This window comes from Streptomyces filamentosus (assembly GCF_014654895.1).
Lineage (GTDB): Bacteria > Actinomycetota > Actinomycetes > Streptomycetales > Streptomycetaceae > Streptomyces > Streptomyces filamentosus.
In genome coordinates this window covers 1475375-1490750 of sequence record NZ_BNBE01000002.1, presented here as the reverse complement: position 1 = coordinate 1490750, position 15376 = coordinate 1475375, and the positions used below count along the sequence as shown (strand labels likewise).

Annotated in this window: 4 protein-coding genes; all 4 read left to right on the top strand. The window is 68.2% G+C overall.

Going from position 1 to position 15376, the window contains the following annotated elements; genetic code table 11:
- The first annotated feature begins 82 nt into the window (after nt 1-82).
- A complete protein-coding gene (pglW, locus tag IE326_RS25580) occupies nt 83-4750 on the top strand; it encodes a BREX system serine/threonine kinase PglW (RefSeq protein ID WP_190043130.1) in 4668 nt (1555 codons plus the stop codon).
- 62 nt (nt 4751-4812) lie between these two features.
- Nucleotides 4813-8535 (top strand): BREX-2 system adenine-specific DNA-methyltransferase PglX, encoded by a 3723-nt coding sequence (pglX, locus tag IE326_RS25575; protein ID WP_190043129.1) that lies wholly within the window; start codon nt 4813-4815, stop codon nt 8533-8535.
- A gap of 23 nt (nt 8536-8558) precedes the next feature.
- Nucleotides 8559-12452: a BREX-2 system ATPase PglY gene (gene pglY, locus IE326_RS25570; protein WP_190043128.1), complete on the top strand. Its 3894-nt coding sequence runs from the start codon at nt 8559-8561 to the stop codon at nt 12450-12452.
- The gene (gene pglZ, locus IE326_RS25565) at nt 12452-15370 is read left to right on the top strand and encodes a BREX-2 system phosphatase PglZ (RefSeq protein WP_190043127.1); all 2919 of its coding nucleotides are present in this window, start codon (nt 12452-12454) and stop codon (nt 15368-15370) included. Before pglY ends, pglZ begins: the two co-directional genes overlap by 1 nt.
- The last annotated feature ends 6 nt before the right edge of the window (nt 15371-15376 follow it).

The following is a 15376-nucleotide window of genomic DNA, read 5'->3' as shown; positions in this document are numbered from 1 at the left end:
GGGGCAGCCCGACGTTTCTGCGGACGGCGGCAGGGTCGCGGTACGCGCAAATATGTGCAAACGGACACAGGCGGGGAGTCGCATGCTGGAAGATCGGTGGACGACGGTCACCGAGTCCGAGCACGAGCACGAGCGCCGCGGCCTGGAAGCGATCCGCAGGCGTATGCCGGACGAGGAGCCGTGGCGCGCCTGGTCGAACTTCACGTTCACCGCGAACAGTGGCCATGTCCGCGAAGTCGATCTTCTGGTGACCGCACCGGCCGGGGTCTTCCTCCTCGAGCTGAAGGACTGGCACGGTTCGGTACACGGCGGCGGCAACGACTGGGTGCAGACCACGCCTGGAGGGACCCAGCGGCGGCACGGCAACCCCCTGCACCTGGCGAATCGGAAGGCCAAGGAACTGGCCGGCCTGATCAACGACGTCTCTGGTCGGCCCGGGGACCGGCCGAAGATCTGGGTGGGCGAGGCGGTCTGCTTCACCGATGACAAGCTCCGCTTGAACCTGCCGGCTGCCGATCTGAACGGCGTGTTCACGGTCAAGCAGCTCGTGGAAATGCTGGCCGAACCGCCGGGTGACGCCCGGCGCCGGATAACGGCAGAGACGTCCCGCCGCGTCGGCGCGGCCCTGAAGAAGCTCGGCATCGCACCGATCCGCCGCCAGCATGAGGTGGGCTCCTATCTCCTGGACGCGAAGGCGTTCGACTCCGGGCCCACCTGGGCCGACTACCTGGGGCGTCACTCCCAGCTGCATGATCTGGCGCGAGTGCGCGTCTTCCTCAGCGAGCGCGGTGCTTCGGACGCCGAGCGGCGTTCGGTGGAGCAGGCCGCTGCCCGCGAGGCGCTGGTGCTCAGCCGGTTCCGGCACCCGGGTGCGGTACAGCTGAAGAGTTACCTGCCGTCAGGGCATCCGGCTGGGCCGACGATCCTGTTCGACTACCACCCGGAGACTCTGCGGCTGGACGACTTTCTGGTGCAGCACGGGAAGCAGCTGGACCTGCGGGGTCGCCTTGCGCTCGTACGGCAGCTCGCGGAGACGGTGCGCTCCGCGCACTCACGCCGTTTCCATCACCGCACGCTGTCGGCGCACGCGGTGCACATCATTCCGCGGGATCGCGGCCCGCGCGGGCGGGAGCTCAGCGAGGAGCAGCGCTGGCTGAGCCCTTGGCCGCAGATCGCGGACTGGCAGATCGCTACAGGCCAGAGCGCCAGCCGTGGCCGGCCACTGACCCTGGCTCCTACAAATGTGTCCGGGTTCCACGTCTCGGAGCAGGCTGATCCCTATCTGGCGCCGGAGCTGAGGATTCCCAAGGCCGATCCGGTGCGCCTCGATGTGTACGGGCTCGGCGTCCTCACGTATCTGCTGGTCGCCGGGCAGGCACCAGGCGCAAGCCAGAGCGACGTCATGGCCCGCCTGGAAGCCGGTGAGAGCCTGCGCCCGAGTGCCTTGGTCGACGGACTCAACCCGGACATCGACGACCTGGTGGAGGCATCCACCGCGTACGAACCGGGTCGGCGCCTGTCAACGGTCGACGACTTCCTGGAGATGCTGGAGTACGTCGAGCAGGCATTCACCGAAAAGGACTCCGTCGGCTCGGCCACAGCCGCAGGCACGGGCGGGGACGGCGGGTCGGGATCGGAAGCGGACGAGGATCGGGGCGAGCCGGAGAAGGACCCGCTGGAGGCTGTGGCCGGGGATGTACTGGCCGGGCGCTGGGAGGTTGTTCGCCGGCTCGGCACCGGCTCGACCTCTCGGGCGTTCCTGGCGAGGGATCTCGCTGGTGAGCCGCGGCGTAGCGGCACCCTGCCGGTGGCTGTGCTGAAGGTCGCGCTGAGCGAAGCCAAGCACGCGGTCCTCGACCGGGAGGCCCAGATCTTGGGTCGCATCCACCGTGATTCCAGCATCATCGCGCTCTACGAGCGGGAGCCGATCACTCTCGCCGGACGTCGCGTGCTCGCTCTCGAATACGTCGGCGACAGCCGAGAGCTGAAGGACCAGGACCGTGGTGACGGGAAGGGACCGAGGCGGCGTGAGGACACCGTCGCCCGACAGCTGCGGGACAACGGCCGCCTGGGCATGGACCAGCTGGAGGCGTACGGGAAGTACCTCTTCGGCGCGGTGGAGCACTTGGAGGCGGAAGGAATCTGGCATCGGGACCTGAAGCCGGACAACATCGCAATCCGGATCCGTCCCAACGGCACTCGACAGCTGGTGCTGATCGACTTCTCGCTCGCTGGCTACCCGGCGAAGGAGATCGATGCGGGCACCGAGGGCTACCTCGACCCGTTCTTGGGCATCATCACGCGCGGCTCGTACGACGGTCATGCCGAGCGGTACGCGCTCGCGGCGACATTGCACGAGATGGCGTCGAACGAACTGCCCCGATGGGGCGACGGTGCCGTCACAGCCCGGCAGACCGATCCGAAGGAGTGGCCGTACCCGCAGCTCGCCGCCGACGCCTTCGAGCCGGCTGTTCGCGACGGCCTGGTCGCCTTCTTCCGCAAGGCTCTGGCGCGGGACGTGAAGGACCGGTTTTCGGACCTGAAGCCTATGGAGCGTGCTTGGCAGGCAATCTTCCTGGATGCGCAGCGGACAACGGCTCCGAGCTCCGGGCACGGTACGGCGGAAAGCGTAGGTACCACGCAAGAAGCCCGGCCACAGATCGGACGCGAGGACGACGATGCCTCCGCCGAGCAGGTCCGTGACCAGCAGGCGGCGAGGGCTGACCGCACGACGCCTCTGTCCGTGGCAGGTCTGACGCTCTCCGCGCAGTCCCAGCTGTTCGCCATGGGACTGAACACCGTCGGGGACGTACTGGAGTACTCGGTGAGGAAGTTCCTCACCGCGCCCGGCATGGGCTCGCGCACCCGGGAGGAGATCCAGCGCCGGCAGAAGGAGTGGAACCTCCGACTCGGCAAAGCGGCCCCCGCACCACTCAGCGCGGAAGCCCGCAAGGCAGCCGGCCAGGAAATCACCGAGCTGGAACAGGCGGTCGCCGAATCAGTCGCCGCCGGCGGTGGAAATGTCACTGACCCGCAGCTGCTGGGCGCGCTGAGCCTGGACGCGCTGGCCGCTCGCCTGGTCCCGAAGCCATCCAGCGGCAGTGCCCGCTCCAACGCCAAGGAGCGCGAAGCGGTCCGGCTGCTGCTGCGGCTGCCCAACGAGGCCGGCAAGCTGCCCGAGGGCCTGGCATGGGTTCGGCAGCGGGACGTCGCTGGCGCGGTGGGCCTGACCGCGGGCCGTATCCCGCAGATCGTGAAGAAGGCGCGCGAGCGCTGGTACGAGGACATCGCCCTTGGGCTGCTGCGCGAGGAGGTGGTGGAGCTCCTGGCTGAGCGCGGACGGGTGGCCCCGGTGATCGAGCTCGCCGACGCGCTGATCGCCCGGCGCGGCACCCAGCACGTGGAGCGGCGCGACCGGCGCGCGCTCGCCCTGTCGCTGCTGCGTGCGGTGGTCGAGCGAGAGAGCTACAACAACGAGGCCCCGCCGCTCTTCCGCTACTTTCATGCCCGGATGCCTAAGGGTGCCGATCCGGTGCTGGGCCTGCTCGCCCTCGATGTCCGAGAGGGCGTGGACGGCCCGGACACGCCGACGCTGCCCGCTCTGCAGGAATACGCGCTCAACCTGGGCGCGCGGGCCGACCGGCTCGCGGACCTGGAATCTCTGCCGACGGCCAGCACCGTTCTTACCGAGCTGGACGCGGTGCGACGGCCGCCGGGAAACCTGGGCTGGGACGAGCGGCGCACCGCCGAGATCGCGGTGGCAGCATCCACCCGAGCCGCTCTCACCCCCCGACTGGAGATCTACCCGCGCGACCTGGACCTGGTGCGAGCGCTGAGGATCACCCAGGCCGGTGTGGTCGCCGTGCAGCCGAGCGTCGAGGAGGAGCGACTGCCTGGCCTCACGGTTGACGCCCTGCACAAGCGAGTCACGACCCGCTTCCCTGACCTGGGCACAGACTCGTTGGTGCCACGCGAGTTGCCCACCGGCAGCGCACTGGTCCGCTACCTGAAGCAGGCGGGCTTCGAGCTGAAGCTGGCGACGCGCTACGACAAGGTGCTCCGTCTCATCCCGGACCGTCCGGCCGGGGACGCCACAGCCGGCCTGACCTCGGCGAGCTGGAGAGCCTCGGCGGCCCGTAGATCCGCCCCCACCCAGTACGACGCGGACGCGGCCGTCGCAGCCGCGGTCAAGGCCGAACAGCGACTCAGGCACTCGGCGCGACAGGACGGCTTCCGGGTCCTGACGGTGCCCCACCGGGGTGCTGAGAACGCGGTGCGCCACCTGGCAGACGAGCCGTACGGTGTGCGGCCGGTGTCATTGACCGGGCTTTTCGTGAACGAACTGCGCAGTGTGATCGGCGAGGCGGCCAGACCGACCTGGGAGACCGTCCTCAAGGCCGACGCTGCCGAACCCGGAAGCCGGGCTCACCAGCAGCTGCGCATCCGTACAGACAAGGCGTGGGGGCGCATCGAGCCGCAGCTGCGAGAGCGACTGCGGCAGGGGCGGGGACCGCTGCTCCTTACCGACACTGCGGTGCTCGCCCGGTACGACGCGCTGGACCTGCTCGTAAGGCTCGCGGAGGAAGCGCGGCAAGGTGGCAGCCCGCTGTGGCTGCTCGTCGCCCAGTCCGACCCGGCGAAGGCACCGCGGCTGGCCGGGCAGAGCGTGCCGTACCAGGCAGGGTTCGACGAGTGGATCGTCGTGCCCGATGCCTGGGTCGCGCGCAAACACCTCGCACCGGACGCCTGACCCTCTTCTCTACCTGAACCGGCCTTCTTCCGCCCTCTCCGATTCTCCACAGGAGCCGTTCCGTGATCGACCGCAAGAGCCTCCTCGCCGACCTGCAGAAGCAGGTCAAGGCGGCAGAGACCGACCTTGAGCAGCAGGTCAAAGCTGTCCCTGAGGTTGGGGCGCGGCTGCGCGGTGAGTATGAGCAGGCCCGGAAGCTGGGCCGTACGGCGGCGACGTGGAACGCCTGGCTCGGGGAGCGGATCACTCAGGTTGCGGTGGCCTGGGTCCTCGGCACCGTCTTCGTCCGCTTCAGCGAGGACAACCGGCTGATCGCTGAGCCGTACATCGCCGCCCCGGATGTGGCGGGGCGCGAGACCGCTCAGGCGCGGTACGAGGAGTACCTGGAGAAGGACGCCGACCCGACGTACCGAGGCTGGCTGGAGACGGCGTTCGCAGAGCTGGGCGCCGGGCAGGCCGGCCGACTGCTCTTCGACCGCGACCACAACCCGCTCTATCAGATCCCGCTTTCGCACGACGGGGCGGGTGCACTCATCGCGTTCTGGCGGGAGCAGCAGGCCGGGGCAGATGGCGGGAACGAGGGGGAGAGCGGCCCGGTCCTCGTGCACGACTTCAGCGACCCGCTGAGCGAGGACGGCACCGAGGGCTGGGACACCCGGTTCCTAGGTGACTTGTACCAGTTCCTGAGTGAGGCGGCCCGCAAGACGTACGCGCTGCTGCAGACACCGGAGTTCGTGGAGGAGTTCATCCTCGACCGCACGATGACCCCGGCAGTACGGGAATTCGGCTTCGAAGAACTGAAGATGATTGACCCGACCTGCGGATCCGGCCACTTCGTCCTCGGCGTATTTCGACGGCTGGTGCGGATGTGGGCCGATCAGCGGCCTGAGATCGGATCGTACGAGCGTGTTCGTGCCGCTCTCGATTCGGTGCACGGCGTTGACCTAAATCCGTTTGCGGTCGCCGTGGCCCGTTTCCGACTCCTGGTGGCAGCGATGGCCGCGAGCGGCATGCGGACCTTCGAAGATGCAAGGCGCTATGAGTGGCCCATCCAGCTCGCGGTGGGCGACTCCCTCATCAAGGACCGCCAGCTCGAATTGCAGTTGGGGCTTGGAGGTGTGGGAGAGGAAACTGCAATCGGTGACCCGCTCGCCGACTTCTCGTACGCGACTGAGGACGTCCACGAATACCCTAGGATCCTGGAAGAGGGACGGTACCACCTGGTAGTGGGAAATCCGCCGTACATCACGGTCAAGGACAAGAAGCTCAACGAGCTGTACCGGCGGCTCTACGATGCCTGCGCGGGAACATACGCACTGTCTGTGCCGTTCGCTCAAAGATTTTTCGAGCTGGCTAAGCGGGGCGGTGCCGACGGCAACGGCTACGGCATGGTCGGCCAGATCACGGCAAACTCCTTTATGAAGCGCGAATTCGGAACCAGGCTCATCGAGGAGTACTTTGCGCACAGGGTGGAACTCACTGAGGTCGTTGACACCTCGGGAGCTTACATTCCAGGGCACGGGACGCCGACCGTAATCCTCGTGGGGCGGCCGAGGGACGGTTCGAAGAGACAGACCACAATTCGAACGGTGCGGAGCGTACAAGGGGAACCTGCGGCCCCAGATGATGCGGCAGAAGGACTGGTCTGGCGGGCGATCGTAGAACAGATCGACCGGCCCGGGAGCGTAAGCCAGTGGATCTCCGTGGACAACCTGGAACGTAGACGCTACTTCGGCAAGCAGCCGTGGATTCTGGCCGATGGTGGACTGGAGTTGGTCGAAGCCCTGTCAGCGGCAACCGGAAAGTCGCTGGCGAATGTCATTGACCCTGGTATTGGTCGCGCCGTCCGCGTAGGCGCAGATAGTGCCTATGTTAGACCGAGTCGTCGGACATACCAGACCAGGGCCGACAGGTCGGGTCTCTTTCCCTTTCTGACTGGTGATGTCGTTCGGGATTGGCATGCTGCGGCAGAGGAATCCATTTGGTTTCCGTACGCGGAGGGATTGGAAGCGGAACAGCTCCAAGAGGAACTCTGGCCTTACCGGACCCTCCTCAGGGAGCGGCGCACCTTCCAGGGAGATATGGCTGCCGCCGGCCTCAACTGGTGGGATTACATGCAATTTACGGCATCGGCATACGCCACGCCTCTGTCGGTCATGTTTGCATTCGTCTCCACTCATAACCACTTTGTTCTTAATCGAGGTGGGAGTGTCTTCAATCGCCACGCGCCCGTAATTAAGCTGCGAGATGGGGCGACGGAGCAGGACCACGTGCGACTGCTTGGGCTGCTCAACAGTTCTACGGCCGGGTTCTGGCTCAAGATGGTCAGCCATGACAAGGGTAGTCAGGGCGTCAATGAGGGATACAAGTCGCAGGCGTGGGAGCGCTTTTACGAATTCACTGGAAGTAAGGTCGGAGAATTCCCGCTTCCTGCTGAGTATCCCGTAGTACTCGCTGCGGAGCTCGATTCGCTTGCCCAGAAACTCGCCGCTACGACTCCCGCCTCTCTCGCCGCAGAGGCCACCCCGTTTGCTCCCGTCCTCCGTGCTGCTCAAGCCCGCTACGACTCGATTCGCGCTCGGATGATCGCCCTCCAGGAGGAGCTGGACTGGCAGGTCTACTTCCACTACGGCCTGCACTCCGAGGATCTCAGCCTGCCTGACATCACGGCTGTGCCCGGGCTTGCCCTTGGCGAGCGGGCTTTCGAGATCGTTCTGGCGCGTCGGGTTTCCGCTGGTGAGGCCAGCGGCGAGTGGTTCAAGCGGCACGGGTCCACGCCGATCCGGGAGATCCCCTCGCACTGGCCAGCTGAGTACCGGGCACTCGTGCAGAGGCGAATCCAGGCCATTGAGTCGAACCGTGCCATCGGCATGTTGGAGCGTCCGGAGTACAAGCGGCGCTGGTCTACCGATGGTTGGGACGCGATGCGGCAGAAAGCGTTGAAGTCCTGGCTGCTCAATCGGGTCGAGGACCGCGCGCACTGGTTCGACGCCAACGGCAACCCCACGGTCTCCACACTCGCCCGCCTTGCCGAGAGTCTGTCCGCCGACGAGGATTTCACGTCCGTGGCCGAGCTGTACGCGCCTCGACAGGACCTTGCGAGGACCGTACGGGAGCTGTTGTCGGAGGAGCACGTGCCGTTCGTGTCCGCGCTGCGGTACAAGCCGGCCGGGCTCAAGAAGCGTGCCGACTGGGTACAGGTATGGGAGCTGCAGCGGGAGGAGGACGCCGCGCCTGATGAGCCCGCCAAGCGGAAGGTCCGTGAGCGGACGCCTGTGCCGCAGAAGTACTCCTCGGCGGACTTCCTCAAGCCGAGCTACTGGCGTGCGCGAGGCAAGCTCGACGTGCCCAAGGAGCGGTTCGTGTCGTACGGCACGGTTAACGCGCAGTCGCCGGAGCTTTATGGGTGGGCCGGCTGGGACCACTTGGAGCAGGCCCTCGCGCTCGCCTCCCATATCCAGCAGGCCGGGCTCGGCGAGGACGACCTCGTGCCGTACCTGGCCGGGCTGCTTGAGCTGCAGCCGTGGCTGGAGCAGTGGCATGGCGAGTACGACCCGGAGTTCGGGGCGTCGCCGGCCGGCGAGATCCTGGCATTCCGGCAGCAGAAGCAGGGCGAGCTCGGGCTGACCGACGACGCTCTGCGGGCCTGGCGCCCGGCCGCGACCACCCGCGGAGGCGCGAAGAAGGCAGCCGCGCCCAAGAGGCGAGCGGGCGCGAAGGCCGCCGTCCAGATGTCCGTCACGGACAACGTCACCGATGCCGTCGCCGGCGCAGAGTCCGACTGATCAGGGCGAGGAGCTTAAACACCATGGCGTTCATGAGTAGGAACAACTCTCGCCCCGAGGACCGGCCGTTTCTGCGGGAGCTGATCGACATCCCGGAGTCGGTGTCCACCTCCGACTTCGTGCTGAAGCTGAACGAGGCGGTCACCGCCGAGGGGGCTGAGGCGGCCCTGAAGGATTACGTCGTCACCGACCGGCTGCTGGGTAACTTCGACGAGGCCCTGGACCTGATCAAGTCGGCGCTCGACAGCCACTCGTCGAAGGCGGCATATCTGCACGGTTCGTTCGGTTCCGGTAAGTCGCACTTCATGGCGGTGCTTTACGCGCTGCTCTCGCGCAACCAGGCCGCTCGGAACCGTAGCGAGCTCGATCCGGTGCGGGCCCGGCACTCTTGGCTCGATGCGGATGACCGTAAGTTCCTGCTGGTGCCGTACCACATGCTGGGCGCCAAGTCTTTGGAGCAGCGGGTGCTCGGCAAGTACGTGGAGCACGTACGCAAGCTGCATGAGGATTGCCCGCTGCCGCAGGTCTACCGGACCGACGGGATCTTCGAGGACTTCGCCGAGCAGCGCCGCCGTAACGGCGACGACTGGGTGATCGCGCAGCTCGCCGATGCCGGTGGTCAGGAGGACGAGTGGGGTGATTCTTTCACCTGGACCAGCAGCCTTCTCGACGAGGCCATGGACGCGGTGGAGGAACACGAGAACACCAAGAGCCTCGATCTGGACAATCCCTCCACGCCGAGGGAACTGCGTGCCCGCCTCGTCCAGGACCTCACAAGAACGCTGTTCCCCGCCTTCGCGCGCAATGCTTCCGAGGACGCCAGCGGCTTCATCTCCCTCGACAGGGGGCTCAGCGTCATCGCGGCGCACGCCAAGGCGCTGGGCTACGACGGGCTCATCCTGTTCATGGACGAGCTGATCCTGTGGCTGGCCACTCTCATCCACGACCAGAAGGTGCTGGGCAGGGAATCCAGCAAGGTGACGAACTTCGTGGAGGGCGGTGACGAGCGGCGTGCCATTCCCGTGGTGTCGTTCATCGCCCGTCAGCGTGATCTGCGTGAGCTGGTCGGTGAGGAGATGTCGGGTGCCGCCGAGGCGGCAGTGCAGGACACCTTGAAGCTCAACGGCGGGCGTTACGACGAGATCGTCCTCGAGGACCGCAACCTTCCTCAGATCGCGCAGGCTCGTCTGCTCAAGCCCGTGCCGGGGGCCGAGGCGAAGGTGGACGCGGCGTTCGCAGAGGCCAAGAAGCTCGGCCCGGATGTGTGGGACACCCTGCTGGGGCACGACAAGTCCACCACCGGCGCGGACGAGGATGCTTTTAGGCGGACGTACCCGTTCCCGCCGGCGTTCATGGACACCCTGGTGCACATCTCTGCCGCGCTGCAGCGCTCCCGCACCGGCCTGAAGCTGATGAGTCAGCTGCTCGTCGACCACCGTGACGACTGGCGGCTCGGACAGCTCGTGCCGCTCGGCGATCTGTATCCGGCGATCGCGGGCGGCGGCGACAAGGCGTTCAGCGGGGAGACCAACGTCCACTTCGAGGCTGCCGACAAGCTGTACCGGGACAAGCTGCGCCCGTACCTGCTGAAGACCAACCAGGTCACCGAGGACCAGGTCGAGGCGTACCGACGCTCTCCCGAGAGCCTGGGCGACCCCCAGCTCGCGGCCCGTTGCCGCGACTTCACCGGTGACAGCCGGCTCCTGCAGACCCTCTTGCTGTCGGCGCTCGCGCCCAGCGTGCCGGCGCTCGCCGACCTCACGTTGGCGCGGCTGCACGCCCTCAACCACGGTTCCATCACCACGCGCATCGCGGGCACCGAGGTCGGCCGGCTCGAGCAGAAGGTGAAGGAGTGGGCGGCGACCTTCCCCGAGATCAAGGTCGCCGGTACCGGGCCGGGCGCGGTGGTCCGACTGGAGCTCACCGGCGTCGACCTGGACGCCGTCCTTGCCAATGCACAGGTCCACAACAACCTGGGCAACCGGCGCGCCAAGATGCGCAGCCTGCTCAAGGACGCGCTCGGGGTTGGCGACGGGCCCGGAGGCTTCGACGCATACGACGTGCTTGACCTTGTGTGGAAGGGCACCGAACGACAGATCGAGGTGGTCTTCGGCCACGTCGCCGACGTCGACTCGCTGTCCGAGGCGACCTTGCGGCCCAGCCAGGACGACGCCTGGCGGCTCGTCGTCGATTTCCCGTACGACGAGGGCGAGTTCGGTCCGATGGACGACCTGCAACGGCTGCGTGCCCTGCGGGAGAAGCCGGGCGGCGACTCACGCACCCTGGCCTGGCTGCCCACACACCTGACTGACGCCTCCCGCAGTGACTTCGAGCGTCTCGTCGTCATCGACAAGGCCCTCGCCGACGAGGCCCGCTTCGACTCCGAATTCGCACGCAGCCTCAACGCTGACGACAAGGCGCGCGCCAAGAGCATGCTGCAGTCGCAGCGCAACATCCTCACCGAGCGCGTCACCCAGGCGCTGCGGCAGGCGTACGGGCTCGCACAAAAGCAGGAAGGGGTCGTCGACCTCGGCTTCGACACCCACCTGGTCGCCCAGCAGGATGTGCCCGAGCTTCGGCTTCCGCTCGGTGCACCGCTGGACGCCGCCGCTCGCGACCTGGCCGGCAAGCTGCTTGCCCACCAGTACCCCGCCCATCCCGACCTGGACCCTGAAGGCGCCAGCAAGCCTGTGAAGCCTGCCGAGATCAGGACCGTCTTTGAGTACGTGCGCAAGGCAGCCGAGGACCGCGACGGACAGGTCGAGGTCGATGGCAAGGACCGCAAGACCATGGCGCGGATCGCGGGCGGCCTCGGCCTCGGCACCATGCGGGAGGCGTACTACCGGCAGTCCACCACCTGGCCTGACCACTTCACCAGCCAGGCCCGCCGGGACGGAACCGCCGAGCCGACTCTGGTCAAGCTCTCCGACTGGAGCGACCTTCCCGAGCCGCGCGGACTGCCCGAGCCGCTTCGCCGGCTGCTCGCCGCCGCCTACGCGGAGATGACCGACCGGGTGTGGGTACGCGGCGGTGTCCCCGTCGAACCGGCACCCGCACCGCATGAGCTGAAGCGGGACTACGCCCTGCGCGAGCAGGCGCTGCCCAGTGAGGAAGATTGGACCGAGGCGCGCAAGCGGTACGAGACCGTGCTCGGGGACCGGGCGCCGCAACTGCGTCGCGGGCGGATCGTCAACCAGTTCGCCGGACAGATCAAGCAGGCCGCCGCCGCGCTCGCCCAGGACGCAGGACGGCTCGTCGGGGAACTGGAGAAGCACCGTTCCTTCCTGCGCCTCGACGACGACTCGCCCCGTCTCGTCCTCGCCCGGCGGGCGCAGGAGCTGGTGAAGTCGGTGACAGAGGCCGGCATAGACGCCAAGACCGTCGTTGACCGGATCGCACGCTTCGACCTCGGTGACTTCACCGCACACCGCTACGCCATGTCCCTCAAGGGCGCGGGGAAGGTCGCTGCCGCGCTGCAGAACACCAGCTGGGACCAGCTGGGCCTGGCCGACACCCTCGGGGTGGACGGCGCGGCCGTCCTGGAGCGGGTGCGAGATGCTGCCGCCGGCGATCCGGGAGACTACCCCGACCTGCCGGGCGTGTTGCAGGCCAGTGGACGGGAGGTGCTGTCCCTGCTGAGGTCCCGACAGACCACGGCCGAGCAGCCCCAGAGCCCTGTCACCTCGTCGCCGAGCTCGGACGACGTGGACCTGATCGGCGGCTCCGCCCACCCGCAGGTGCTGCCGGAGCCGGTGGCGCAGCCGGGGCCCCGCACGCCGTCTCGGCCCGTTGTCCGCTCCGGCGGCGGGCGGACCACCGCCTCGCGGGCTGCCGCCGAGCTGCAGGCGGAGATCGCGGCGCTCGCGGCCGAGAACCCCAACGCCACCGTCGAGGTCGTCTGGAAGGTTGTCGACTGATGTCCGACACCGTCACCACAGCGCCCGAGTCTGCCGGTCTCGCCCGGCTGCCAGCGGGGACCGTCCGCCAGTATCTCGCCGCCCGCAGCCGGCTTGGCGACGGCACGGTCCGCGTCCTGCTGCTGCGGGCCGATCCGGCCTGGGACGGGCCCGCAGTGCAACAGACAGCGGGCGGACTGCGGGCGCGCGTGGCCGTCGGGCCCTCGGTATTGGCCGTACACGAGCAGATCCTGGGCCATCTCGACGCGGCAACTGCCCCCGACCCCAAGGTCCTGGTCGTCCTCACCGACTGCGAGGACACCGACCTCGACCCCGGGCTGCTCGCCCGCGTCTACGGTGGCGGGATCCGGTCCGTCGACAACTGGGAAGTCGTGCAAGAGGCGTTCGACGCGCGCGGTCTCGACGGGCGACTGCGCAGCGAGACGTGGGCGGCCGAAGCGCTCCTGGACGCGGCGGCTACCCGCGGCTGGCCATCGTTGGGTAAGGGAGTGCTCTCCCGAGACGAGGCGCTCACCCGGCTGGCCAGGCGCCGTCTCAGGATCGGCCGTCACGACACGGATGCGCTGGGCGGGCCGGCCGCACACGACGACGGAGACCGCATCGACCCCGTCGCACTGTTCCGATGGACCCTCACCCCTGGCGGCCCCGCCCTCCTGCGCGACCTGCGCGGACCGGAACGGGCCGGCTTGGCCCGCTTCCTCGCCGAACCCGAACAGGGCGGCTCGACCGGAAAGATCATCACTGCCCTGGTGAACGCCGAACACGGGGCAGACGCAGCCGCCTACGCGGTCGTCTGCGCCGCCTTGTGGGGGCATGCGGAGGCCGACCACGACTTGTACCGGGCACGAGGGCGCGCCGAGCGGTGGCTCGGTGAACAGCCTCCTGCCCAGGGCGACGACCTCGACAGACTCCTGGCCTCCTTCGGATCGAGTGGCGAGGCGTTCGTCCGCGGGCTTGTCGACCGAGGCGAGCACCGGCTTGCCGACCCGGTCCTGACTCGGGCCGCACAGCTCGTGGCACAGTTCGGGGCACAGGCTGCCGCGACTTCCAGCCCGCTTCTCTCGGCCGGACTCGATGCCCGCTTCACTGCGGCTGGTCGTGCCCTTGCCGACGGCGGCACCGACACGATCACCGCTGCCGTCATCGCGCTGGCCGACCATGCTCTTGCCGCCGACGGCGCCACCCGCGCGCGAATCGAGCGGGTGAGGATGGCGACGCGCTTGCGGCAGTGGCTCGCCGGCTCGCCTGAGGCCGATATCGCCTCGGTCGCTGACGGCACCGCCCGTCAGATCTGCGAACTCGGCTGGGTAGACCGGGCCTTGGAACACCTCGAAGCGGGCGGCGACCCGGACGACGTACTCGCCGACGCGTACAGCCGGATCGGCGCGCAGGTGCGGGACAAGCGCCGCGAGCTGGACCGTGCATTCTCCGAGCGGCTCGCGGTGTGGACCGCGGGTGGCACCGCCCCCGGCGCCATGCTCACCGTGGAGAGCTTGCTGGACCGTGTTGTCGCACCCGTCGTGGCCAGCCCCGGCCGGCGGGTCCTGCTCCTGCTCGTGGATGGGATGAGCGCGGCGATAGCTGCGGAGCTTGGCGAAGAACTCCGGGGACAGTGGGCGGAGTTCGACCCGTTGCCCACCGTGGCCGGACCGCCCGTCCGGCGCGCCGTGGCTGCCGCGCTGCCCACCCTCACGACCGTATCCCGGACCTCGTTGTTCGCGGGCACCCTGATGAAGGGCGACCAGAGCGACGAGAAGCGGCTCTTCCCCCAGCACTCCTGCTGGAACGGGGCACCGGCGGTCGTCTTCCACAAGGACGACCTGCGCGGCCCCGACACCGGCTCGCCGTTCTCCACCGCCCTCACCGAAGCCCTCGCCGATGAGCGCACCCATGTCGCGGTCGTACTCAACACGGTCGATGACCGCCTCGGCAAGGAGCAGAAACTCGGCGACGGTGCGTGGCGGGCCAGGGAGATCGGCGGTCTGGAACCGTTGCTGCGGGCTGCCCGTGCGCATGGCATGACCGTGTTGCTCACCTCCGACCACGGCCATGTAGTCGAGCGGCGCGGCACCAAGCTCGACGCGGCCAGCGGCACGATTGGCTCGGCCCGCCACCGCACTCCTGGTGGACCCGTCGCCCCGGCCGAGATCGAGCTGTCCGGACCTCGGGTGGTCTGGCCGGATCCCGGATCGCGGATCGTCGCGTTGCGGGACCACGACACCCGGTACACCGCGCTCAAGGCGGGCTACCACGGCGGGGCAACTCTCGCAGAGTTCACCATCCCGCTCCTCGCCCTGCTTCCCTTCGGCGCCGAGCCGCCGATCGGATGGCGGGAGCTGGGCGACCCGACCCCCTCCTGGTGGACCGAGGACGGCGAGGGTCGTGGCGTCGTCGAGGCCGGCGCCAAGAACGAAGCGGACGCAGGTGCCGTGCCCGACGCCGCCGTGGCGAGCCCGCGCCGGAAGCAGACCAAGAAGGCCGCCCCGCCCCCGCCCGAGGGCGCCATCAGCCTGTTCAGCGAGGACGAGGTGGTACCCCCCGTACCGCAGGAACCCGGGGAATCGGCAGCCGAGTCCGAGCCCTCGCCCACCTCCAACCAGTCCGAAGACCCTGCTGTTGCCCTGGTCGAGCGGCTCATGGCGACTGAGCTGTACCAGGCACAGCTGGACCTGCTCGCCCGTAAGCCACGCGACAAGACCGTCCTCCCGAAGGCACTGGTCGCGCTTGTCGAGGCCGGCACCCTGCCGATGACCGCTCTTGCCGAGCGAGCGGGCCAGCCCGCCACCCGTGCACCCGGCTTCGCAGCGACCCTCGCCCAGCTCCTCAATTACGACGGGGCCCAGATCCTGGAGATCCTCCCTGACAACCGCACCCTTCGCCTGCACCGCGCCCAGCTGATCGAGCAGTTCGGGCTGTGAACCGGC

Excerpts from the sequence above, each read along its gene's own strand:
- pglW (WP_190043130.1), top strand. The coding sequence starts at position 83 with ATGCTGGAAGATCGGTGGACGACGGTCACCGAGTCCGAGCACGAGCAC.
- pglY (WP_190043128.1), top strand. The coding sequence starts at position 8,559 with ATGGCGTTCATGAGTAGGAACAACTCTCGCCCCGAGGACCGGCCGTTT.
- pglZ (WP_190043127.1), top strand. The coding sequence starts at position 12,452 with ATGTCCGACACCGTCACCACAGCGCCCGAGTCTGCCGGTCTCGCCCGG.